The sequence below is a fragment of the Chryseobacterium ureilyticum genome (assembly GCF_900156735.1).
Classification (GTDB): domain Bacteria; phylum Bacteroidota; class Bacteroidia; order Flavobacteriales; family Weeksellaceae; genus Chryseobacterium; species Chryseobacterium ureilyticum.
The window spans coordinates 85,780-111,703 of the sequence record NZ_FTOL01000009.1 but is presented as its reverse complement, the minus strand read 5'-3'; the positions used below and the strand labels follow the sequence as shown (position 1 = coordinate 111,703).

Sequence of the window (25,924 nt, the reverse complement as noted above, 5' to 3'; positions counted from 1 at the left end):
AATAATCTTCTTATTTAGCCGGTGCAACTGGTGCTGGTGCCGGAGTGGTAGTTGTAGAAGAAGCAGGAGCAGATTGTTTTGCCGGAGCTTCTTTTTTAGCTGGTTGTTGTTGAGTAGCCGCAGATTGTGACGGTTTACCTGTAATAACAACGCTTAAAAGGATAAGAACGATGATAGTTCCGCCTAGAGTCCATGTTGCTTTTTCCATGAAATCATTGGTTCTCTGTACTCCAAACTGTGCAGATGATGCCCCTCCGAAAGTACTGGAAAGACCTCCACCTTTAGGGTTTTGAGCCATAACGACAATTACCAATAAAACACTGGCAATCATAATAAGAACCATCAATAGTGTAAATATAGTATCCATTAATTCTGATATCTTTTTGAATGGGCAAATTTAATCTTTTTTTACTGAACAACAAAAAAAGATGAGGAGAAATATGAAACAATACCGAAAGTTTAAAGATCAGATAATGATTTTAGACTAAAAATAAGGTGAAAAGAGAACTTTGTACTTGTTTAAAAGCCACGAATTCGCGAATAAAATGCGCGCAGTTTTGTGTATAAAATAAAATGCATAGAGACCAGGAATAATCAATTCTTGCATTAGTGGCAAAAAAAAGCTGCCTCAAAGTGAGACAGCTTTCTATTATAAAAAAATACTTTTTATTTAAAATCAGAGTCTTTAGCCTGATTAATCTGATAAGATTGTACAGCAAGATTAATATCCATTCCACCCATATTCTGGATAATGGTAAATGGAAGTTTTACTCCTGATACCTCTTTGTAATCAGCATAGCTTGTAGGGATAGAACCACCTTCTCCAGCTTTTACTTCTCCGGTTTTTAAACCTGTTTTTATACTGTAGTAATATGTTTGTTTCGGACCTTTTACAACATAACAATCTTCATTGTTATACTTTTCAATTCCTGCTAATTTTATATCTGTTGCTTTGGCAAAAGTAAGCTCCGGGAAAAGTTCAGGCTCTGTCATGGATGCTTTTTGTTGATCATTCAGAGGTATTTTCTGTCCTTGTCCTTCCATATAGCCATCTTTACCGTCGAAAACAATTTTTTGAAGTGTATTACCCATCATTTTCATTTCCATCAGCATTTTTCCACCTTTGCCCTGAATCAGCTTCATGGTCATATCCATTTTCTGAACTTTGGTAGTTGCATTAGCGGTAATAGAAGTTACTTTTTGAACAGCTGCTAAACCTCCGATTGCATTGATGTATTTATCCGCAACAGAAGCAATAGTAACATTCGCATCAACCTTTTGTGCAGCTGGCTTTGCTACCGGATTAGCTTCCTTATCGAAGTATTTTACCGGATATCCCAATTTCTCTAAACTTTCAGAAATATCAGACGCCTTACCTGCAACAAAAATTCTGCTTTGGTTGGGAAGAATTGTTGCTTTTACAGCATTAGAAACATCGGCAGCACTTACTTTGTCAATAGATTTTAAATAATTGGTATAGAAATCTCCCGGAAGATCCTGAACCTTTTGATTTAATGCAAATTTTGCAATCGTTTCAGGCTTTTCCAAAGACATAATGAAAGAACCTTTCAGCTTTGCTTTGGCATTGTCTAGCTCATCAGGTTTTACAGTAGAAATAGCATTAAGCTCGTTCATTAATTCCTTAATGGCTTTATCTGTAACTTCATTTCTTACGCTGGTTTCAGCTGAAAAATCTGGTGAATACTTGCTTGCATTCATACTTGAGTAAGCGCCATAAGTAAATCCGTTCTTTTCTCTAAGGTTCATGAAAAGCCTTGCTTCACCACCACCGCCTAAGATATAGTTGGCAATTGTAGCAGGGAAGTAATTCGGATCTTTCATCTTAAGCGTGTTCAGATTTCCAACTGCCAATACAGATTGTACTGCAGATGGTACATCCACTACATTGATTTCAGTTTTTGAAACATTAGAAGCGGGTTCTAATGCTGCAAATTTCGTATTTGATTTTTTCCAGTTTCCAAAAGCTTTTTCAACTAAAGGCTTGATCTGATCGAACTTTACATCTCCTACAATAACTAAATAAGCATTATCAGGAGCATAATATTTATTGTAAACATTCTGAACATCCGCTAGCTGTATTTTACTGATTGATTCTACGGTTTCAAATTCTCCTCTCGAAGTGTTTTTTCCGTACATCAATGCATTTGATACTCTTTCAGCAATAGAAGAAGCATTTTTTTCATCAGCTTTTAATCCTTCAATGATTCTTTCCTTTGCATTCTGAATTTCTTGAGCAGAAAACTTCGGATTCACAATAGCATCCGCCATTAAACCCAATACTTCAGGGAAATATTTTGACAATGAATTTGATGACGCTCCATTAGATGAAAAGCTTAAGTTTGCCCCTAAAAAGTCTACTTTTTTGTTGAATTCATCCTTACTTAGATTAGTTGTTCCGTTATCAAGCTGTTCTGCCATTACCTGGCTTACTCCGGAGATATTTCCTTCATAATATGGAGGTCTGTCCATAGAAAGAGTAGTGTTTACTCTTGGCAGTTTATTGTTTTCAACTACCATTACGGTTAATCCGTTGCTTAGCTGAAAAGTTTTTGGTTTCGCAATGTTGATGGCAGGAGTAGGTCCCGGTTTAGGCATTGCATTAAGATCTATTTTTTGGGCAGAAAGCATTCCTGCAAATAAAAATGCCGCTGCTATATATGTAAATTGCTTTTTCATGGGTAAATTATTTTTTCTCAGGAACGTAGTTGATGATGATTCTTTGGTTGGAATTCAGATACTTTTTAGCCGCATTTTGAATATCCTGTTTAGTGATAGATCTGTAAATGTCGATTTCCTTATTGATAAGATTTGTATTTCCCATCAATACATGGTTGGTTGCTAAAGAAGCAGCAATCCCCTGAATGCTTGAATTCTGATTTACAAATTGGTTTTCAAACTGATTCTGAATTTTTTGATAATCCTCATCAGAAATTAAAGTCGTCTGAAGTTTTTTGATCTCAGCATCAATATCAGCCTGTAAAGTTTGCTTAGTCGTCTGTCCCATCGGAATAGCAAAGAATGCAAAAATACTGTAATCCTCAAGTCCCTGATTGAAAGCCGCTACCTGAAGCGCTTTTTTCTCCTGATCCACTAGTTTCTTATATAAAACAGAAGATTTACCATTACTTAAATAAGAAGAAAGCATATCTAAAACATATGCGTCCTTTTCTTTATTGGCAGGTGTTCTGTAAGCAAAAACATATGCCGGAAGCTGGATGTTCGGATCAGTAGCTGTAACTTCTTTTTCCTGAGTGATAGGAGCATCTTTAGGGAAATCCTTAGGGTAAATTGTTCCCTTCGGAATACCTCCGTAATACTCTTCAATCCATTTTTTAGTCTGATCAGGTTTAATGTCTCCTGCGACCACTAAAGTTGCATTGTTTGGTACATAAAATTTCTTGTAGAACGCCTGGAATTCTTCAAGCTTTGCCGCATTAAGATCTTCCATAGAACCAATTGTAGGCCAGTTATATGGGTGATTGGTAAACAGGTTTTTCTGAATAGTTGAGAAAAGATTTCCGTAAGGTTGATTATCCATTCTCAGTCTTTTTTCTTCCTTTACCACTTCTCTCTGTGTGTCTACACCAACCTGATTGATTACGGCATGACGCATTCTTTCGGCTTCCATCCACAATCCAAGTTGTTCATTATTGGAAGGGAAAGTTTCGTAGTAATATGTTCTGTCGTTGGTGGTGTTGGCATTATTTTGTCCTCCGTTGGATGAAACGATCTTAAACCATTCGCCTCTTTTAATATTGGGAGTTCCTTCGAATAAAAGATGTTCAAAGAAGTGAGCAAAACCTGTTCTGCCCTTTACTTCATCCTTTGCTCCTACATGATACATTACGCCCGTTGTTACTACAGGAGCCGAATTATCCTGATGAAGAATTACATGAAGACCGTTGGGAAGATCATACTCTTCGAATTTGATTTGCTGTGCGTTCAGCATTAGCCCGAAGAAAGCTACGGCAGCAGCAGAAATAAGTCGCTTTTTCATAAAGTTAGAAATTGTTTCTCAATTAGTAGGAAAAGTGAATTAAATGTTACAGAAATCTTAAGGAGATGATTAGTCAATGGTGAATGGTTAATTGGCTTCGCTTGTCAATTTTGTCATCCACGCATTCACTATTCAATTGCAAAGCAAATTGACCGCTCACATTTAAAATAGATTGAAAATAAGATAAATGTTTCTTTCAACGAACTTCTCTACTTATATAAACAGCAGCCATTCACTATTTATTTGCAATGCAAAATTGACTATTGACATTTCATAATTTGAATTCTCCTCTGAATACATTAATTTTGTGTTCCCAAAATTTTTTGCAGTATGGACTATTTGAAAGGACTCAATGAATCACAATATGAAGCCGTTACCTCACTACAGGGACCTCTGATGGTACTTGCAGGAGCAGGTTCCGGAAAAACACGTGTGCTTACCATGCGTATAGCTCACCTTATCCATAATGGAATAGACCCTTTCAATATTCTGGCACTTACCTTTACCAATAAAGCAGCTCGTGAGATGAAAGAACGTATTGCAAAGGTAGTAGGAGACAGCAATGCAAGAAGTCTTTGGATGGGAACTTTTCACTCGGTGTTTGCAAGAATTTTAAGAATTGAAGCTCATTTATTAGGCTATCCTTCCAATTTTACCATTTATGACCAACAGGATGCACTGAATGTCATCAAAAAGGTATTGAAGGATATGAACATTGATGCTGATCTTTATAAACCAAAAAAAGTTCAGGCAAGAATTTCAACCTATAAAAACAACCTGATTACGGTGAAAGCTTATTTCAACAATCCTGAATTGATGGAGGCGGATGAAAAGGCAAATATGAAATTCATCGGGCAAATCTATCAGAGATATGTAGATGCATGTTTCAGAAATGGATCAATGGATTTTGATGATTTATTGTTGAAAACCAATGAATTGTTGACGCGTTTTCCTGAAGTGTTAGCTAAATATCAGGACAGGTTCAGATATATCATGGTAGATGAGTACCAGGATACCAACCATTCTCAGTATCTTATTGTGAAAGCACTGGCTTCCAAGTTTGAAAATATTTGTGTGGTAGGAGATGATGCACAGTCTATTTACTCTTTCCGTGGAGCGAATATTTATAACATCCTGAACTTTAAAAAGGATTATCCGGATGCAATCACTGTATCATTGGAACAAAATTACCGCTCTACACAAAATATCGTAAACGCAGCGAATGTTGTTATTGCGAAGAATTTACAGCAGTTCAAGAAAAATGTTTTCAGTGATAATGAAGAAGGAGATAAGATCAAAATTTACCGTTCTCTTTCCGATGCGGATGAAGCGAACTTTGTTGCGGGAAATATCTGGGAACTTCGTAACCGCGATCAGAGAAAATACAGTGATTTTGCTATTTTATACAGAACAAACTCTCAGACCAGAGCATTTGAAGATGCCCTTAGACGTAAAAATATCCCTTACAAGGTATATGGTGGACTTTCTTTCTATCAAAGAAAAGAAGTTAAAGATTTAATAGGTTACCTGCGTCTTTTGATCAATGAAAATGACTCAGAGGCTTTAATGAGAATCATTAATTATCCTGCAAGAGGTATTGGAGATACAACTCAGAATAAACTAATCGTTTTTGCTGATGCCCAGAACATTGCTGTATCAAAAGTTTTGGATAATTTACCAATGTATGCCCCTCAATTAGGACTTAATAACGGGGTTTTAAACAAACTGAATGACTTCTGGTCCATGATCAAAGCATTCCAGGTGCTATTGAAGACAGAAACAGCATACAGTGTTGCAATGGAAGTGGCAAAACGCAGCGGGCTCATCAAGTTTTTAAAAGATGATCAAACTCCCGAAGGTATTTCCAGAGTAGAAAACGTACAGGAATTGATGAACTCTATGCAAGGTTTCATTGAAGAACAGATGCAGCTGGAAGACGGAGATCCTAGCCTTTCTAATTTCCTTGAAAATATTGCTCTTTCGGCAGATACTCAGGATAAAGAACTTGAAGATGATATGGTTTCTTTGATGACGATTCACCTTTCCAAAGGACTTGAGTTTCCGGTTGTACATCTTGTAGGTCTTGAAGAAAACCTTTTCCCAAGTTTTATGAGTTCCGCAACAAGAGAAGATCTTGAAGAAGAAAGACGACTGTTCTATGTGGCATTAACCAGAGCCGAAAAACAAGTGTTCTTCTCCTATGCAGTTTCACGTTTCCAATGGGGAAAAATTACAGATGCAGAACCATCAAGATTCCTTAGTGAGATTGATGATGAATATATAGAATTCCTTAATCCGGCATTAGAAAAAAGATTTATCAATAATTCTGGAGTAAAGTCTAATATCTTTGATGAACATCCGTCCGAGGTAAGATCTTACAAAAAAGTAGAGAAAAAGACAATTGATAGAGGTGATGCTTCAAAACCAGCTCCGGAAACAAGAAAGCTGAAACCGGTAAGTACAGCGAAAATTATTAATCCAAGTGGCGCTTCCTCTCAGGATATTGAAGTGGGAGATAAAGTAAGACATGATCGTTTTGGAATAGGAGAAGTTACTTTCCTGGATGGGACAGATCCTCAGAACATCAAGGCAAAAGTTATTTTCATTCATGAAGGAGAAAAAAACCTGATCTTGAAATACGCTAAGCTTACAAAGATTTAAGGTAAAAACTTTAGATGTTTTAATACAACATAAAAACGGATTCAATTTTTTGGATTCGTTTTTTTTATTGGATTTTTTATAATTTGTTTTAAAAATTAGTACTTTTAATAAGGGATAGATAGAAACGATTAACATTTTTTACAAAAACAAAGTCTATTGTTTTTGTGGACTAATAAATAAACTTTACATTTGCACCTGCAAAAAACATAAATGTTTAATCAAATTGATCAAATGATATGAGAAATAAAAAAACTATTCTTTCCGCTTCTGTTCTATTTTTTCTGGGTGTTTTTACTTACGGGCAGGAAAAAGACAGTGCTTCAACAAAAAAAGACAGCGTAATAACAAATAATGTAGAGGAAGTCGTTATTCTGGGGTCAAGAGCCGGAGCACGATCAAAGACAGATAGTCCTGTTCCTGTAGATGTATTCAATCTAAAGGAAGCTTCGGTAATTCTTCCGCAATCGAATATAGGACAGATCCTGAATGCTATTGCACCTTCATTTACTTCTACAGTTCAGACCAATTCGGATGGAACAGACCATCTGGATCCTGCTCAGCTTAGAGGATTGGGACCAGATCAGGTATTGGTTTTGGTGAATGGAAAAAGAAGACACACTTCAGCTTTGGTGAACGTAAACGGTACACCGGGAAGAGGAACAGTGGGTACAGACCTTAATGCTATCCCTTCCTTTGCATTGAACAGAATTGAAGTTCTTAGGGATGGAGCGGCTGCACAATATGGTTCTGATGCAATTGCCGGAGTAATGAACCTTGAACTCAAAAGAGATACAGGAAAATTAGCCGGGCAGATCAGTTATGGTGGAAATTTAACGCCTACAGCAAATGATCATACAGGAAATTTTGACGGACAGAATATTCAGCTGGATTTAAACTATGGGACTAAAATCGGGACCAAAGGTGGTTTCTTCAATATTACCTGGTCTTCACAGTTCAGAAATCCTACTTACAGAGCGGGAACAGAGAAAGGTCCTATTTTCAATGCCTATAATGCTATTGAACAAAGAGCTATGCAGGACGGAGTAAATCTGTCTTCTCTTTTTACCAATATAAAAGATACTCCCAATTCTCAGCAGATCATTGATTATGTACATCAATATGCTCAGGGCGTAAATTATTTTAGTGCAACCCAGTTATCAGACATTCAGAATGCCAATACATTTACAGATTTTACAGACGGAGCTGGAAATCCTCAAAAAGGACTCTGGTCTTTATTAAGTGCCGATGTTACTGATCAGGAGCTTGCCTACAGAGGGTTAACAAGAAAAGATTTCAATATGCAGGTAGGGCAGTCTAAGCTTAATAATCATCAGCTTTTTATCAATGCTGAGATTCCTGTAAGTGATGATTGGAAAGTATATACTTTTGGCGGTTACAGCTTGAGACACGGTACTTCCGGAGGATTTTACAGAAAACCAAGAGAAAGCAGAACATTTACTGCATTGTATCCTAACGGATATCTACCACAGATAGGAACAGATATTCAGGATATTTCATTATCTGCGGGAATTAAAGGAAAATGGGAGGGCTGGCATATTGATTTCAGTAATACATTTGGGCAGAATTCCTTTACTTACAATATCGGAAATACTGGAAATACTTCAATGCGTTTTGCCTCTCCAAGTGAATTTGATGCCGGAGGATTACGATTTACACAAAACACAATCAATTTAGATTTCTCTAAAAAATATGATATACTGGAAGGAATGAATGTGGCATTTGGAGGAGAGCATCGTTTTGAGAATTTTAAAATAACTGAAGGAGAAAGAGATTCTTATCAGACTTATGATCAGTATGGAAATATATGGAACGGAAATCCTAACATAAGAGCTACAGACTTCTTTGGACAGGCTTTACCAGGAGGTTCACAGGTTTTTAACGGATTTAGACCGGAAAATGCAGTCAATAAAAACAGACAGTCATTGGCAGCTTATGCAGATGTAGAATTAAACTTTACCGATTGGTTACTGGTAGACGCAGCCGCGAGATATGAAAATTATTCAGATTTCGGATCTACGTTCAATTATAAATTAGCTTCAAGGATTAAGATAGCTCCTAATTTCAATGTAAGATTAGCGGGATCTACAGGATTCAGAGCACCGTCTATTCACCAGATTTATTATAATGTAACTTCTACTTTATATACAAATAATCAGCTTATGGAAGTAGGGACATTCAGTAATGATTCCAAACTGGCTGAACAATTAAATATGCCTAAGTTGAAGCAGGAAACTTCTAAATCGGCAAGTATTGGATTTACATATAAAATACCATCTGTGAATCTGACATTTACAGCCGATGGATACTTTACAAAAATTGACAACAGAATCATTCTTACAGATCAGTTTTTAAAGAAAGATGTGCCTGTGGAAGCACAATTGGAATTTGAAAAATTAAATATCAATGGCGCTCAGTTTTTTACCAATGCCATTGATACGGAAACCAAAGGAATAGATATAGTTATTTCCCATAATGCAAGATTCTCAGGTATCAAGCTTGATAATAATTTTGCAATTAATCTGAACCAGACAAAACAAGTCGGAGATATCCATTCAGCAGGAATGCTAAAATCTCCAACACTGGAAAAAATTTATTTCTCAGAAAAATCTAGAGTATATCTGGAAGAAGCAGTCCCGAGAGTAAAAGCAAGTTTATCTCATACATTGACATGGAAAGACCTTAGTTTCTATCTTAGAAACACTTATTTCGGAAAAGTAACGGGAGCTGATGTTCTTGATGCCAACGGAGACGGAATCATAGAATTCAATGAACACCAGAAAATAGGAGATAAGATTATTACAGATATTTCCATTGCCTATCAGTTTACCAAAAATATTGGGCTGACTTTAGGTGTAAACAATCTGTTTGATATTTATCCTACTAAAAACCTGCCTGCGTCCAGCAATAATGATCAGTTCGTTTATTCACGTTCTACTTCACAATTTGGACAGAACGGAAGATATGTTTTCTCAAGATTGAATTTCAATTTTTAAATTGATATCAATATATTCCATAAAAACAGCCTGAAATTTTCAGGCTGTTTTTTTTATGCTTATCCATACATCTTTCGGAAAGTTTCCAAAAAAAATATTTCAAAAATTTCAGATTATATATTATACGTCAAGTTCTGTCGTGCACAGCCATTATCTTCGCAATGTAAACCTTAAGAAAAAATATTATTATGATTTTTACAGACGAATTTTTCGCCTTGAACAGTAACTTTCCAAATGACAATATTGTTCAATTGGTCGATAGCAATACGTATAGAAATGTAAACTTTAAAAAAGTAACACAATGGTATGATAACACGGTAATGGATGACTCTAAAACAGATGGTGTTATTTACAGAAAAAAAGGGAATGACTATTATGTTAGAATTTCCTCCAATGAAAATGAGTACCTGGAAAAGGATACTATGGCAGAAATGAAATCTCTGAGCAATACTGAAGTTCTGTTACTGAAGATGAAAGTTTATAAGGGAGTAAGGCTTAGTGGATATTATATCAAAGGAGATACCCCTGATCCTATTCATTATTATGTATCTGACAGTACAGAACCGGATGATGACGGAAGTTTAGTAACAGTGGGAACAATTAGATTATTTCATCAGTTTATTAAAGAAGTGGATGTAGTCTATTTTGGTGCAAAGCAGGATGGAACTACCAATAATACTCCTATTTTTCAGAGAGCAGCCAATTTAAAATTACCATTATCTATTCGTAATGTTAATTCTGATTCTTACTATAAGTTTTTTGGAAAAGTAACATTATATCATTCTGCGATAGGACATGGGCTTCCAAAATTAAAAGTCACGGAAGAAATTAATAGTAAGAGTATTACAGAATTGGGTTATTTTACTTATAGTATATTCTATATTACTAAAAAGACAAGTAAAGAATATATCGAAATAAGTGGTCTACATCTTGATGGTTCATGGGATGGTATAACCAATGAAAGTGAGCAACAGGCTCTTATTGGTATTCAATCTTCCAATAATATTAAAATATTCAAGAACAGAATGGAAAATGTTCTTGGAGATTGTATTCAGTTGCTTCACACAGAAAATAAACATTCACAGGAGTATAATAAAGATATTCATATCTATGATAATGTTTTGCTCAATCCTCGTAGAAGTAATGTCGCAGTAATTTCTGGTATCGATATTATTATTGAACGCAATCATATGGAAAAAGCAAATGATTTTGTAGCTCCAATTGATTTGGAAATGGATCCGTGGATAACTCCGGGGCTAATGATGAGAAATATTTTTGTAGATAAAAACTATGTATACGCACCTGCATGTAATCATGCAATATCTTGTTTAGGTGTCTTGGATGGGGTAAAAGGGATAAGTATTACAAATAATACATTGATATGTTCTGAAAATAGGGATGGACATGCAATTAATTTAGTGGCAGGATATGGAATTATAGAAGATGTGTACTGCTTTAATAATAAAGTAAAATGTGGTTCAGTTTTAAATGCTACCGGATTTTATAGAGTTAAAAACCTTACTCTTCAAAAGACTTCACCTGTAGAAAGAGATGGAGAATATATTTTGGCTGAAGTTGGATGGGCTAGTGATGTGAAAATCATAAATAATTATTCTAAGGTTGATATACCTGGTGAACAGAATATTATATGTGGTGGTCATAAGACCGCTAATGTTATTATAGAAGGAAATAAGCTTGAAAGTGTTCAGTACAGAAATATATTTTTAGTTGCTCAAAATGATAATGTGATCATTCAGAACAACGATTTAAAGTTTAAACATCATTCTATTGATACAGATCCTTATATTCATGAAGATGAACTTAATGGTAACGATGATTCTTTAAAAGTACCTTATTGTAATAATGTAAGAATTTCAACAAATATATTTAAATCAACAGATCCGCTTCAGGTAGCTTTCCGCGCTGCAATTGAGAATATTACAGGATTTGATTTTGCGAATGATAATATTCTTATTAATGTTCTTGGTACGGTTAGCAATGAGGATATGATCTCCATTAGTGGCAGTCATACTACAGCTACAAGAAAGTACCATGGATTTTTAGGAGAAGTAAGGTTCAATAGAGATAATAAATTATTTGAAGTTTTTAAAGAACTTAATAACTGGCAAACTATTTAATTTCTATTGGCATACATTAAATGATAGACAATTGATATGTAAAGATAATAAACATCTTGTTATCTTATTTTAAAAGCCTGTTTAGACATCTAAACAGGCTCTTTTTTACTTTTTCTGTGAAACAACAAAATCCACCATCTGATCCGTCATTTTATCAAGACGATCCTTATCCGTTGTTGAAAAGCTGTGAACACCTTTGTCAATAATAATTAATGATGTTTCCACTTTTGCTCTTTTCAATCTTCTGTAAAGCTTTTTAGATTGGTTTAAAGGAACTACTTTATCTGCATTACCCTGTACAATAAGAGTGGGAACACCACTTGAAGTAAAGCTTACAGGAGAGATCGTTTTAAAATATTCTATTACTCTGTCCTGATCTTTATTAACATCCAGTCCGGAAAGTCCCTTTACCAGATTTTGTTGCAGAGTGATGATCTTTTTTGAAATTAATCCAATCATAGAAACAGGAATGGTGCCCGCTCTGGTATGGAAAAGCTTATTTAAATCAGCCGGACCGTAATGATCAATCACATAATTTACCTTTGCAGAGTAAGGTAAGAGTTCTGAGCTTCCCTTGAACGTATCTTCAGGTGTATAAGCGGCAAGCAAAGAAAGATGTGTCCCTGCCGAAGCTCCAAAAAGTCCGATGTTATTTGTATCAAAATTATATTTTTCAGCATTTTTTCTCACCCATTTTATCGCATCTTTAGTATCCTCCAAAGGCAGTGGGAAGTGAGTGGTCTCATTCAGAAGTGTATAATTGATACTAATCACGGCATATTGTTTTGCAATTAATTTTTTGATGGTGTTTTCTACGTAATCATCGGCAAGAATCACTTTATCTCCTTCTACCCAGCCCCCGCCGTGTACATAGATTAAAACCGGAAACTTTTCTGTTGATATATTTTTAGGAGAATAAAGGTCAAGAGAAATTGAATCACCTTTTTTACTGGTTTTATAAACAATATTTTCAGTAACGGAAGCGATCTCAGGAAGTAAAGTGCTTTTTACCCTTGGTGCTTTGACCGGCGATTGTGAAAAGGACTGCGAAAAAAATAAAGGAGAAGAACTTAAAAATAAAACAAAAAATAGTTTTGTGAATAACTTGTAAATTGATATATCGAGATATGCTTTCATAATGGAACTTTTTAAGTATTGTGTTGATTGTTTATACCTCAAAAAGCTTACCAAATTCCTATCTATGAATGTGATTTTTCAGACTACAAAAGTCTCTATGGATATTAATTTTAATCTTTATAATCTTATTTTCATTTAATAAAATTATTTCCAGAAGTATTTTAGATTCATGTTTTTTAAAAAAAATAGTTTATTGTTTGTGTTTTTTAATTAATTTATTGTTATACAGTATTTTGTGTTGTTTTTATTGATAGTAAGTATATGTTTTGTATACACGGGAAAAAAATTTTGTATACAAAATATAGTCATGGTATAAATTTATTAAAGTAGTGTTGTCTTTAGCTTTGTTATTTAGTTTTAACAATGTTATTTATTTGAAAATGAATTTTAAAGATATTCATATCGGGCAGATCATAAAAACCAGAGTTGATGAAACCAATATAGATTTGGAGAGAATTTCCAAGTTTATGAAATGTACGGAAGATGAGGTTGAGGAGATGTATACCCAAAGCAATTTGCCAACAGATATCGTTCTAAAATGGAGTAAACTTCTTGAATATGATTTTTTTAGAATTTATTCACATCATTTGATTCTATTTTCTCCTCAAAGAGAAGCTATATACAGTGTGAAAAATTCAAATGTTTCGGAACTTCCTAAGTTCAGAAAGAATATTTATACTAAGGAAATTATAGATTTTCTGTTGGACCTAATAAAGACAGGTGAGAAAACAAAATCAGAAGTGATTAAGGATTATCGTATCCCTAAAACAACTTTATATAAGTGGATTGAGAAGTATAGAAAATAATCATAAATAAAAAAACACTAAAATATGGAAAACAGTTCGCGACCTTATTATAAAAGGATTTATTTGGACATGATGACGAAGAAATTTCCGGATAAAATTGAAAAATATCATACTATGTTTCAGAAAGAAGAGCTATCTGCACTGGATGTGATAAAGCTTAATGAAGATCTTTTCGGAAAACAAGAGAGAACAGAAGAGTCAGAATCTAATTCGAACCAGAAATATCGTTCATACCTAAAATCAGACATACTTCAGATATTAGACTATCAAAGAAAAAATAAATTGAATAACTCTGAAATAGCAAGACACTTTAAATTAAGCCGAAATACGGTTAAAAAATGGAAAGATGTTTTTGTACACTAAGTAGGAATTTAAATCGTAAATGAAATAAAATTTTTAAACAATCAATAAATTCGGATAGTATTTATGATGTTGGTTTTAGTAATTGTGTTGATTTTACTTTAACTGTATTAGATTATGTAGAAAAAAGTTTACCCTTATAGGTGTTGATACTCCCTACTACCTTTGCAAATACTATATAATTATTACCAGTACGAATGGCAATACCCCAAATAAAAAGAAATTGTAAATAATGAATATAAAAATTCTTAAAGTAATAGTCATAATTTCTTTTTTGTTAATTTGTTCAATTGATCAGAAAGGATTTCCAATATTGATAACACTAATAATTTATTCTTTTGTTGCCTTTCAAGAATTATTCTATTATGGAAATATTGATGATATTTTCTGGGAAGGAATTATTTTTCCTATTCTTATTATTGGAACATTAATTACATTTTATAAGTGTGCTCAATATAAAGATCGATATATTGAGTTAGTATGTATTATTGCGTTGTTTCTTTCTATAATTATTCTAACAGGAATTTTAAACTCTTATAACTATTACAAGCGAATTTTACCAATGTCTTTTATAATACCAGCATCTATCTTTATAATAAGTTCACTTATTTTAATCGTAAAAAACTTTAGAAAAAGTAGAGAATAAAAAATAAACACAAAAAATATGTCCATATAATTTATTTTTATTACTTATAAATTATGACATATGTTTTCGCTAAATTTTATATTAATTGATCTTATACTAACCAAGACTGAAATTTTATAAAAAAGAATCTACAATAATCTGTAGATTCTTTTTTTATATGATGAACTATTTTACAAGCTCCTCAAAAAGCTTATCAAAAGTGATATTCAGGTCCTTGGATTTTCCTGGATGAGGTCTGGAAGTTTGTATAACCGCACTTCTTACAGCAGTAAGCCATCGGAAACGTTCGGGGATTTCAAACAAAGCAATAGGACCACCACTTTTATCACCATTGGCAATTTTCTGGAAACTTTGCAGATTTTGAACGACATCCTCGTAATCCAGTTTGCTGCGCATCAGTTTAAATTTGTCGGGACATAAATAAAATTCTACCCGGATGAACTTTTCCTTTTTGGAAAACATAACCAATCCTATATTGAAAAATTCCTCTCTTTCAACTTTTGGCACCAAGCGTATTACCGCATATTCATATATTTTATCCTCTTGCATTTTTAGCTTCGTTTACAAAGATTTGTGAATTTTCGAATCGGGTTTTCAAAAACTGAAAGTAAATCTCACGAATTTCTTCAGGAGTTTCATCAGCATCATTCCAATGTAACCAGTCTTCAGGAATTGAATTGACAATATCCCTGAAAAGTGTTTCATTCAGTACTTCATGGGCAAATTTATCCGCTTCATCCAATTTTGTAGCCTTCGGTAATAGTACGTGGTCCTTTACATACTTGAAAGGCGTTTTTGCAGCAGTATCAAAGTTTTGCCAGGAGTGATGGAAATAGAATGACGCTCCGTTATCAATGATCCAAAGCTCTTTATGCCACATCAGCATATTTGTATTCTTATAAGTACGGTCAATATTCGTAATGAAAGCATCAAGCCAAACAATCTTTGAAGCCAGAAGAGGATCAACATTTACTCCCGGATCATAAGTAATAGCCTCAGAAAGATAATGTAACCCAAGATTCAATCCCTCTGAAAATTTCAGTAAGTCCTGAATTTCCTCATCTGCTTCAGTTCTTCCAAAATCAGCATCAAGATTTATAAAAACCAGTTCGGGAATTTTTAATCCCAAAGCTTCCGTAATCTTTCCTCCTAAAAGTTCAGAGATCAGCATTTTTACTCCATGACCTGCGCCACGGAATTTTAAAACATATTTAAAATCATCATCAGCTTCTGCCAAAGCGGGAAGAGAACCTCCCTCTCTCAAAGGCAGAATGTAACGTATTACAGTTACCGTTCTTAAATTCTGCATAAAGCAAAATTAAGGTTATTTTTTGATAGTTTTTTTCATAAATTTCGATTTAAATTAAATGACTATGTTTTATGAGCTTGATTATTAAAAAGAATATACATCTGAAAAATAATGAAACAAAAAGTTTTCTTGCAGATGCATACTATACTGAAACAGAAGAAAAATTGCCATTGATCATTTTCGTTCATGGATATAAAGGATATAAAGACTGGGGAGCATGGGATTTAATGGCTGAAAAATTCGCTGAAGCCGGATTTTTCTTTGTGAAATTTAACTTCTCCCATAATGGAACTACTATAGAAGATCCTAATAACTTTGCAGATCTGGAAGCATTCGGAAATAATAATTATTCTAAAGAACTTTCCGATCTTGGGTTCGTTATTGATCATTTTATCCAAGCACCCAATGTAGATGCGGAAAAGATTATTCTTATCGGTCATAGTAGAGGAGGAGGGCTTTCTATTATTAAAACTTTTGAAGACGAAAGAATTAATGGATTGATTACTCTGGCAAGCGTAGACACTTTGGATCGTTTTCCTAAAGGAGAGCTATTTGAAACCTGGAAAAAAGAAGGGGTCTATTACGCTTTAAATGGTCGAACCAAACAAGAAATGCCACATTATTATCAATTTTATGAAGATTATGAACATAATATTCATCGTTTTGATGTAGAACGGGCTGCAGAAATGGCTAAAGCTCATATGCTGATCATTCACGGTACAAAGGATGAAGCTGTAGATATAAAGCATGCAGAACACCTTCATATCCTTAATCCAGGATCTGACCTTTTTCTTATTGAAAATGGAAACCATACCTTTGGAGCGAAAGAACCCTGGACAGAACTTAAACTGCCAAATGATCTTAATACAGTTACTGAGAAGTGTATTAAATTTATTAATGATAAAATGAACTAAGAGAATAATGTTATTTTAATGTCGTTATTCTATATTAACCTCTATATGATATAATTATGAAAAAAATGATTTATGGTGCATTGGCACTTACCCTATTGACAATGGTTGTTTCCTGTAAAAAAGAAACTCAAACACAATCTTCAGTAAGTAAAGATACCTTGGCTACAGTTATGCCTAAAGATTCTACAGTAGCTCCAAAAACAGATTCTGCTGCAACTACTGCTGTTAGTGAGAATATTATTACCAAAAACGTAGGAAAATATCCTCATGACATCAAATTCTTCGAAGATAAAAACATTACAGAAAGATTGAAAAAACTAGTAGGAAGCCAATATGATGAAATGGTGAAATATTTTGATGTTACATCTCCAATATCCTCAGAACATAATGTTTATAAACTTACAGGATGTAAACAACATGACTGCCCGGGATATTCTACCAAAATCTATTATGATTCTAAAAATGATAACCTGAATGTTTCCATTGACAATAATGGTAAAATCTCTGATTTTAATGAAAAAGGGAAGATTGCTGGTACTGAAGCTTTGAATGAGTAGTAGAAGATATATAAGTATAAAACAAAAACAGCCTGAAATATTCAGGCTGTTTTTTATTTTTATAGGATTACTTAATGGTAAGTAAGGTCCATGCTTCTTCCACTTTACTTTCCAGAAGCAGTTTTTGAGCATCAAGATGAATATTTTCATCTACATGGAAGTTTTCTGCTGGAAGTACTTCGACATTGGCAAGCATCCCAAGATCATTTCCGGTGAATACTTTGCTGTATTTAATAGAATCTGGCAACAGATCAAATCCGATACCTTTGGTTACTAAAGGTTTTGGAACTTCAAAAAGGCTATTTTCATTACTTCTTGAATACCAGTTGCTACCTAAACGTGCTACCATGTCCAGTTTTTTCTGATCAAGATTTCCTGTCTCATTCAGATATTCTTCCCTGATGTGAATTTTCTGAACTTCACAGATTACCAGATTACCAGCACCACCTTGATCACCTAAAGATTTTACCTCTAAAACCTTACATTCAAAGTTTACTGGGCATTCTTCGATAAGTTTAGGCTTTACAAGATCCGCGTCTTTCATGGTAAGCCCAGATTTGATAAACTCATTTACGCCTGTTCCATATTCTGTAGAAGCTAATGAAATCTGCTGTACAATTGGAAAATTTACTGTTCCAATCACAACTTCCGGAACTTCCAATACATTTTCCAACGTGTGTTTTGTAGTATTATCACGTACCCTTCTTGATGGTGAAAAGATCAGAATCGGAGGAACCGTACTGAACATATTGAAAAAACTAAAAGGAGATAAATTATTATTACCGTCTTTATCCACCGTAGAAGCCAATGCAATTGGACGTGGTGAAACGGCAGTCTGCATAATGGTTTGGAGTTGTACGGAGGTTAGATCGGAAGGTATTACTGTTTTCATATTTTATTTGGTACTTAATTACATTTAAGTATTCAATTTATATTAAAAAAGATGCTTCGGCTACGTTCAGCATGACAAATCTAATACTAACTGTTATTTTACAGCATATTTCTAGGGATGTCATGCTAGCGAAGTCGAAGCATCTAACGTTTATTTTTTATCTTAAAGCGTTGGAATAATTTTACCGGAAACTTCACCGAAACCTACTCTTATTCCATCTTTTTCAGCCCATGCCTTCATGGTAACGGTATCATTATCTTCAATGAATTTTCTTTCTTCACCATTGTTTAATGATAAAGGATTTTGACCTCTCCATGTTAATTCCATCATAGAGCCAAAAGATTTTGGATCTGTTCCTGAAATAGTTCCGCTGGCATACATGTCACCAACTTCTACATTACATCCATTTATAGTATGATGAGCCAATTGCTGGTTCATATTCCAGTACATATGTTTGTAATTGCTTTCACAGATCAGGTTTTGATCACCATTTTCCGGTTGGATATACACTTCAAGGTTGATATCATAGTTTTTGTCTCCTTCAAATTTTAAATAATCTAAAACTTCAGGATCCTGATTAGGAGAAGTTGTTCTGAATGGTTCCAGAGCTTCCAGAGTAACCACCCATGGAGATATAGAAGAACCAAAGTTTTTCGCAAGGAATGGTCCCAGTGGAACATATTCCCAAGCTTGGATATCTCTTGCAGACCAGTCGTTGAAAACTACCATTCCGAAAATGGCATCTTCTGCGTCCTTTGTAGAAATACTTTCACCCATCTCAGTATTTTTATTAACGATGAAAGCCATCTCCAATTCAAAATCCAGTTGTTTACATGGACCGAAAATAGGTTTGTCAGCATCAGCAGGTTTCATCTGACCTTTCGGGCGATTGATTTCCGTTCCCGAAACTACAATAGATGATGCTCTACCGTGATATCCTACAGGAAGATGCTTCCAGTTTGGAAATAACGCATTAGCAGGATCTCGGAGCATCTTTCCAACGTTGGTAGCATGATCAATACTGCTGTAAAAATCAGTATAGTTTGGAATGTGAACAGGCATCATCATTTTGACCTTATCCAGATCATAAAATGCTTCTTCAATGGTCTTCTGATCTTTTGAAAGGGCAGACCCTTCCTGTAACAATGTCTGAAGTTTTGTACGGACAGCATTGGTAACAGGTTTACCCAGTTCAATAAATTCGTTGATGGTATAAGCCTCAAAAACATTGTCGTCTAATCCTTCAATATCTTCAAAATAACCAAGGTCATACAACGTGGCAAGATCAACAACCTGATCTCCGATTCTCGTACAGCATCCGATATATTCTTTATTAAAAACTGCTACTCCGAAAGGAATATTATGTATAGAAAAATCTGAATTTGAGGAATAGTCTACAAATGATTTCATAAGTCTGGAATTATTAATATGAATTATACTTTTTATATAGATTTAAAACTAATCGTTTACGTTCTGAAAACCCGATTTATTAATATGATGTTAATATAATAAAATTCAAATGTTTTCCTTCCAAAAATACTTAAAATTTATTTATAATATTTACTACATGAAGAAAAGGAAATGAAATTGGAATTATTTGATTTAATTACGTTTATTATGAATGTATTGTAGCCCTAAATAATAAATGTTAGAAATTTATTTTTATATAAAAAAGTAGAACTGAAATCTCGGATTTCAGTTCTACAGGAAAAAACACACCAACTTTAATATGATGTTAAATAAGAAATTGTATTAAAATTATCTCCTTCCAGTTTTAATTTTCAGAACGTTCACTGGATGGTATTGAATGTTGTGATATAATTATTGTTCAGGTTATATACAATTATATTCCGGCTGGATTTTGCTATAGTTTTTGGTAGATTGTTAATTTTGGACAATATCATGATTTTATTTCCAGATTTCAGTACCATTCCCATACTTGTAACCTATTACTGTTTCTATTTTTGGATCTTGCATTAATAAATACTGCGCGTTGAGATCCCATTTTAATTATTGGCTATAGAGCTTAATTAATCCTTTAGATATTATTTTTCAGCAATGCTTTTGTTGTAATATGATCATAAAAATTTAATAACAAATTGGAACTGTTACACTTCGTTTTTTATCATTTTGTTTTATATGTCATCTTTCTTAGTATCGAAATAAATAAAAAGAAAGGCGTAATGTCTCGAAATAATTTGAATCCATAACACCTTTCATTTTTTTAATAGGTTAGAGATATTATACCTTGACCTATCTTTATTTAAATTGTGTTTTTTTGATGTTGCAAAGTTGAATGAAAATTGTGTTATCATAAGAATATGTGTCGTTTCACTTTGTTTACATTTTATAGATAGAGGAGTGTAGAATATATACATGTTATATAATTATTTGTTTATCAAATACTTATATTGTTTTCGAGAAGGTTTTATTTGTGTTTTAAATTATTTACGATTTATAATTATCTGGTTATTAATGTTTTATTTGTTTATGTTGATTTTCTATACTTGAAATATATTTTTATAAGTTTTATTCTTTGATTTGTCTTATTTATATTTTTAGTTATTTTTTTTAAACAACTGATTAATAGTATTTTAATTTTATTTGTATATGTATTGTTACTTTATGTATACGTTTTGAAATGTTATTAATTTGCTTGTTAGTTCTTTTTTTTATGAGTTTTGCAAACCATTTTAAAAATATAAATGAATGATTTTCTAAAAATGTACTGTAGATGGTTTTGTAGTGAAAATTGTATGTTGGTATAGAAATGAATTGAAAATTATTTATTAATTAATTAAAATTATGTAGTATATATTTCTATATTTATTACCTAACCATTTAAACTAATCAGATTGAATAAAATATTTTTATTACTAATTTTATTTTTCCTTCCTTGCTTTGGTTTCGCACAAAGTGATGTAGATGAAGATCAACATCAAATCTCTCTCTTATTATTTGCTAAAAATTTTATCAAAGCTAAAGAAATAGTCGAATCCAGATTACTAAAATCAGATGACAACTCGCGAAAAGTAATCGGCTATGTATATTTATCAAGATGTTATGACAAACCAAAAGATGAAAGTAAAAAGATTGAGGCTTTAGAAAATGCTAAAAAAATAGCATTGAAAACACGAAATGAAATCGATATGGCATATGTTAAGTATGGTTACGCTTTGTACTATGCTTATTTAGAAAAGAATGATTTTTTTGTAAAAACCGTCAACGAAAGTATCAGTACATTCAGTAAATTTCCGAAGGAAAATTTCATTCTTAGTGCTCTGTTCACAAGTAAATTTTTGTATTTGTCTAAAAATAAATTAAATAGAGATGAGAAATATACCAAAATGGCTTGTATCTCGGCGTACAATTATGCTTTGAAGTCTAAAAATGATTTTCTGATCTTTCAAAGTGCTAATAATGTTTGTGCTTATTATGCCTATCAACATCTTACAATGAGTGGTGCTGATTCTAAAAAATATCGTGATTCTGCAGTTATTTATATCCAAAAAACGTATTCCCATATTCAAAACCTAAAAGATAAAACAGCCAATAAAAGGGCTTTGATAACCTACTATTTTAATCTTAATAGTCTTGCTGATAGTTCTACTGAAAGTGTTTCGGAAAGTCTAAAGCTTTATGATAAAATATTAGATTTAACTGAAAATGACGATTCTTTTAAAGAATTAAGATGCGCTACCTATAATAATATTGCTATATTATATGAAAATGAAAATAAGAATAAGCTTGCAGAAGAGTATTATCTTAAAGCATATGAGTTAATTCCTAAAAGTAAAGTAGCCAATAATTATGAATTTTCTACTGTCAAAATTGTTTCATTTTTAGAGAAATTTGCTAATTTTTATGAAAAGATGCATCAGCCTGAGAAAGAGCTGAAATATTTGAAAGAAGCAAGAAGTTTTGAAAAACAGGGATATTTAGAGAAATTTGAAAATAGTACAAAATCTCTGGAATTATTTTATGAGACGGAAAAGAAAGATAATCAGATCAGACAGTTGGAGGAAAAAGATAAGATGTACAATAAATATAAATTGCTTTCTTTATTTATTATCTTACTTTCAATAGTTGGGGTTATCTTCCTTTTTTATATGCTTCGTTACAGACAAAAGCTTAGTAAACAAAAGATAAGCCTCCTTGAAGCTGAAAAAAGTGAAGCCAATTTGTTATTACAATTGACTCAAAAAGAGCAGGAACGACTGAAAGCAGAACAGGAGCTTCTGGAAATACAACAAGAGCAGCTTCAGAAACATGCTATGGCAACTTCATTACAGCTGGATCAGAAAAATACTTTTATTAATGAAATAAAAGAGAAGGCAAAGGGGGATAAAAATACCAGTATCAGCCGTGCTTTAAAAGAAGAACAACTTATCGATCATGACTTTAACGTAATGCAGAAAATGGTGCAGGATGTACATCCTGATTTTTTTAAACGTCTTCAGGAAATAGCGGTAACTAAGCTTACTAATCAAGATCTAAGATATGCCTCATATATTTATCTTAATATGGATAATCAACAGATATCCAATATTTTAAAATCCAGTCCTATGGCTGTCAGAATGACTAAATATAGATTAAAGCAGAAATTAGGTCTTGATAAAAATGATGATCTGAAAAATTTTATACAAAATCTTAAGCTTTAAATCATTAATCGATTCATTTAGATATATGTAAAAAAACGAGGATAAATTCTCGTTTTTTTATTTTTTCTTAGCATAAGAAGCTTCATCAATCCATCTGTCTCTTGTATTGACGTCGATGAGGTAGAGGATATTATCCTGTTTGGTAAGTAATAATGTTTTTGTTACAGGCATTGGGATTTTTTTGCCTTCAAGCACGTCTGCTCTTAAAGAAACGATATTCTTTTTTCTTATAATATCACCGGAGAATACATTGGAGCTGCTTTCTCCTGTAGCTTTGTCATCAAAAATCTCTACATAGGTAGCGTTGTTTCCTTTGATAACAATAAAATCTCTTTCCGTGTGGTCTGCTTCGTCTTTAATGAATATAAACTTTTTGTTATCAATGTTTACGGCTTCAAGATTTTGATTGATACCTTTTCTTGCTTCAAGTTTGTCCAGAATGGCATTCAGAGTTCCATATTGTGCTTTTAAGCCTAAGGCTCCGAATAATAACATTCCGATTAAAAATTTTCTCATATGCTGTGTTTTATAAAAAAAGTTTTGCCAGAATTAATATCCTGACAAAACTTAATATTTTATGTAAAATTAAAGATTACCTCTTCTTTCTTGTTCTCTTTCTAATGCTTCGAATAAAGCTTTGAAATTTCCGGCACCAAAACTCTGTGCACCATGTCTTTCAATGATTTCGAAGAATAGGGTAGGACGGTCTTCTACAGGTTTGGTAAAGATCTGTAATAGATATCCTTCTTCATCATGATCAATAAGTATACCTAAGTCTTGTAATTTTTTAAGATCTTCATCAATATGACCTACTCTTTCAGGAACCATGTCATAATATGCTTCCGGTGGAGCAGAAAGGAACTCTACACCACGCTTTTTAAGTTCAGTAACTGTGTGGATAATATCTTTTGTTGCAACAGCAATGTGCTGTACACCTTCTCCTTCGTAGAAATCAAGGTATTCTTCTACCTGAGATTTCTTTTTACCTTCTGCAGGCTCGTTGATCGGGAATTTTGCATATCCGTTTCCGTTTGACATTACTTTGGACATCAATGCAGAATATTCTGTATTGATCTGCTTGTCATCAAAAGAAAGGATGTTTACAAATCCCATTACTTTTTCATACCATTCTACAGTAGGAATCATTCTGTTCCAGTCTACGTTTCCTACACAGTGGTCTACGTATAATAAACCTGCTTCTTCAGGATTATAAGCGCTTTCCCACTTTTCATATCCTGGCATAAAAGCTCCGTTATAGTTTTTTCTTTCGATAAACATGTGAATTGTTTCTCCGTAAGTATAAATTCCGGACATTCTTACTTCACCTTGCTCATCAGTTAAAGTTACTGGCTCTAAATATGGTTTTCCACCTCTTTTCGTAGTTTCTTCAAATGCTGCGTAGGCGTCATCTACCCAAAGTGCTAAGATTTTTACTCCGTCACCATGTTTTTTTACGTGTTCGTTGATAGGAGAATCAGACTTAAGTCCAGTTGTAAGTACTAATCTGATCTTTCCCTGTTGAAGCACATAAGATGCACGGTCTCTTACTCCTGTTTCAGGACCAGCATAAGCTACAGACTGAAAACCGAAAGCGGTCTTATAATAATGGGCAGCCTGTTTTGCATTTCCTACGTAAAACTCAATATAATCTGTACCATTAATTGGTAAGAAATTTTCTGCTTGAGCAATCTTCTCGGCAAATGTAAGTGTTGACATATTTTCTCTTTTACTTTTATTTTATTGGTATGCAAATTACAAAATTCTTGGATATAGCGAAAATATTACCGCTGATTCATTGAATATATTTAACATAAAGTTCAAGAAGTGTTCACTTAAGTATATTTAAGTTTCTTAAATTTGAAATAAGCGGAGTACATTTGTATTACAAAAACAAGTGAGAAAAAAATATTTCGAACATGAAAGCCGCAGATCATCTCTGCGGCTTTCTTATTTATTGTGTTTCTATTTTCCTGTTTAAGGTTCCGGCATCCGGGTTATAATTGTCCCAGATCTTCCAGGTATCATCTATTTTTTTAATAAAATAAATCTGTGTACTGAGTTGATTCACAAAATGTTCTTCTCCGGTTTCTCCTACTTTAAATAAAAGGTTCCAGAATTCCTGGGATTCTAGTATTTTTTTGTCCGGTTCATCAGTAACAATATGAATATCAAAAACTTCATAATTGGAACGGTTATTTTTTGTTACCAAATGAAAGTCTTTGTCACACAGTTCTTTACTGAATTGTGATACTCTTTCCAAAAATGGAGAATCATCAAATACGAAATCTTTAAAAATCTCTGTATTGTGGGTTGGAAATTGTTTACAGAATTCAAATGCTGTAGCACAATAGTCATAAACCATTTGCGTCAGGAATGAATGGCTGTCAGTTTCTTTATGATTCTGTTTTTTTTGTCTGGCTGAAAGAATATAATCATTCAGATCTTTATAGCCCAGGAAAATACATATTTTATCCAGGGTTTTTAAGAATCTTAAATCACTGTGGGTTTTGTCCTGATAGTCGTTTTCAAAGAAACGCTGTAAGGTAACATGAGAAATGGTGGTTCCAATCTCGAATTTTTTACCTCCTTTAAGTTCTTCAGCTTCAGATAGTTCTTCTTTAATGATTTCGGAAAGAATAATATAATGGCTTCTCTTCCATTCATTCACATTCCCCAAAACAGAATTCCTTACCTTCGAATGCTTTACAACTTCCTCTCGTATCGAATTATATATAGTCTTCAATTTCCTCGTTTTAGAAAGAGTTTTATCAAAAATACTGCCAAAATGTTAAAGTTTTTTAGCCTGAATGA

The 25,924-nt window shown here is 33.3% G+C and carries 19 protein-coding genes; 8 read left to right on the top strand and 11 right to left on the bottom strand.

The features are described from left to right. Positions 1-10: 10 nt before the first annotated feature. The 3 genes from secG to BW983_RS20085 form a co-directional block, all read right to left on the bottom strand. Entirely contained in the window at positions 11-367 is a 357-nt protein-coding gene (gene secG / locus BW983_RS20095) for a preprotein translocase subunit SecG (RefSeq protein WP_076553593.1), read from the bottom strand. Positions 368-666: 299 nt separating this feature from the next. Beyond that, the gene (locus tag BW983_RS20090) at positions 667-2,697 is read right to left on the bottom strand and encodes a M16 family metallopeptidase (protein WP_076553592.1); all 2,031 of its coding nucleotides are present in this window, start codon (positions 2,695-2,697) and stop codon (positions 667-669) included. Between the two features lie 7 nt (positions 2,698-2,704). After that, entirely contained in the window at positions 2,705-4,018 is a 1,314-nt protein-coding gene (locus BW983_RS20085; protein WP_076553591.1) for a M16 family metallopeptidase, read from the bottom strand. 330 nt (positions 4,019-4,348) lie between these two features. On the opposite strand from BW983_RS20085, the gene BW983_RS20080 reads away from it, so the two are divergent. The 3 genes from BW983_RS20080 to BW983_RS20070 all read left to right on the top strand — a co-directional run bounded on the left by BW983_RS20080 (position 4,349) and on the right by BW983_RS20070 (position 11,831). Further along, positions 4,349-6,679, top strand: a complete 2,331-nt coding sequence (locus BW983_RS20080; protein ID WP_076553590.1) for an ATP-dependent helicase — start codon at positions 4,349-4,351, stop codon at positions 6,677-6,679. 236 nt (positions 6,680-6,915) lie between these two features. After that, positions 6,916-9,693 carry a TonB-dependent receptor plug domain-containing protein gene (locus BW983_RS20075; RefSeq protein ID WP_076553589.1) on the top strand — a complete coding sequence of 926 codons (2,778 nt, stop codon included), beginning with the start codon at positions 6,916-6,918 and terminating at the stop codon, positions 9,691-9,693. A 188-nt stretch (positions 9,694-9,881) separates the two neighbouring features. Continuing rightward, positions 9,882-11,831 carry a hypothetical protein gene (locus tag BW983_RS20070; protein ID WP_076553588.1) on the top strand — a complete coding sequence of 650 codons (1,950 nt, stop codon included), beginning with the start codon at positions 9,882-9,884 and terminating at the stop codon, positions 11,829-11,831. A 105-nt stretch (positions 11,832-11,936) separates the two neighbouring features. On the opposite strand, the gene BW983_RS20065 is transcribed toward BW983_RS20070, so the two are convergent. Further along, the gene (locus BW983_RS20065; protein ID WP_076553650.1) at positions 11,937-12,968 is read right to left on the bottom strand and encodes an alpha/beta hydrolase; all 1,032 of its coding nucleotides are present in this window, start codon (positions 12,966-12,968) and stop codon (positions 11,937-11,939) included. A 380-nt stretch (positions 12,969-13,348) separates the two neighbouring features. Here BW983_RS20065 and BW983_RS20060 point away from each other — a divergent pair, with 380 nt between their 5' ends. Then, positions 13,349-13,774 (top strand): transposase, encoded by a 426-nt coding sequence (locus BW983_RS20060; RefSeq protein WP_076553587.1) that lies wholly within the window; start codon positions 13,349-13,351, stop codon positions 13,772-13,774. Positions 13,775-13,798: 24 nt separating this feature from the next. After that, entirely contained in the window at positions 13,799-14,137 is a 339-nt protein-coding gene (locus BW983_RS20055; protein WP_076553586.1) for a transposase, read from the top strand. A gap of 808 nt (positions 14,138-14,945) precedes the next feature. Here the strand turns inward: BW983_RS20055 and BW983_RS20045 are convergent. Next, entirely contained in the window at positions 14,946-15,329 is a 384-nt protein-coding gene (locus BW983_RS20045; protein WP_076553584.1) for a DUF3037 domain-containing protein, read from the bottom strand. Beyond that, positions 15,316-16,089 (bottom strand): HipA family kinase, encoded by a 774-nt coding sequence (locus tag BW983_RS20040; protein ID WP_076553583.1) that lies wholly within the window; start codon positions 16,087-16,089, stop codon positions 15,316-15,318. The genes BW983_RS20045 and BW983_RS20040 overlap by 14 nt, the downstream gene beginning before the upstream one ends. A gap of 71 nt (positions 16,090-16,160) precedes the next feature. On the opposite strand from BW983_RS20040, the gene BW983_RS20035 reads away from it, so the two are divergent. Then, positions 16,161-17,003, top strand: a complete 843-nt coding sequence (locus BW983_RS20035) for an alpha/beta hydrolase family protein (RefSeq protein ID WP_076553582.1) — start codon at positions 16,161-16,163, stop codon at positions 17,001-17,003. A 56-nt stretch (positions 17,004-17,059) separates the two neighbouring features. Next, positions 17,060-17,560, top strand: a complete 501-nt coding sequence (locus tag BW983_RS20030; RefSeq protein WP_076553581.1) for a hypothetical protein — start codon at positions 17,060-17,062, stop codon at positions 17,558-17,560. Positions 17,561-17,627: 67 nt separating this feature from the next. On the opposite strand, the gene BW983_RS20025 is transcribed toward BW983_RS20030, so the two are convergent. Both BW983_RS20025 and fahA read right to left on the bottom strand, forming a co-directional pair. Then, complete coding sequence (locus tag BW983_RS20025; protein WP_076553580.1) at positions 17,628-18,452, bottom strand: flavin reductase family protein; 825 nt, start codon at positions 18,450-18,452, stop codon at positions 17,628-17,630. Between the two features lie 162 nt (positions 18,453-18,614). Next, positions 18,615-19,862 (bottom strand): fumarylacetoacetase, encoded by a 1,248-nt coding sequence (gene fahA, locus BW983_RS20020; RefSeq protein WP_076553579.1) that lies wholly within the window; start codon positions 19,860-19,862, stop codon positions 18,615-18,617. 1,445 nt (positions 19,863-21,307) lie between these two features. Here fahA and BW983_RS20015 point away from each other — a divergent pair. After that, positions 21,308-23,113: a tetratricopeptide repeat protein gene (locus BW983_RS20015; protein ID WP_076553578.1), complete on the top strand. Its 1,806-nt coding sequence runs from the start codon at positions 21,308-21,310 to the stop codon at positions 23,111-23,113. Positions 23,114-23,170: 57 nt separating this feature from the next. Here BW983_RS20015 and BW983_RS20010 read toward each other — a convergent pair whose 3' ends face one another. From BW983_RS20010 to BW983_RS20000, 3 genes are all read right to left on the bottom strand, one after another. Continuing rightward, complete coding sequence (locus BW983_RS20010) at positions 23,171-23,629, bottom strand: hypothetical protein (RefSeq protein WP_076553577.1); 459 nt, start codon at positions 23,627-23,629, stop codon at positions 23,171-23,173. Positions 23,630-23,698: 69 nt separating this feature from the next. After that, positions 23,699-24,829, bottom strand: coding sequence for a 4-hydroxyphenylpyruvate dioxygenase (hppD, locus tag BW983_RS20005; protein WP_076553576.1), 1,131 nt, complete (start codon positions 24,827-24,829; stop codon positions 23,699-23,701). Between the two features lie 235 nt (positions 24,830-25,064). Next, complete coding sequence (locus BW983_RS20000; RefSeq protein ID WP_076553575.1) at positions 25,065-25,856, bottom strand: hypothetical protein; 792 nt, start codon at positions 25,854-25,856, stop codon at positions 25,065-25,067. Between the last annotated feature and the right edge of the window lie 68 nt (positions 25,857-25,924).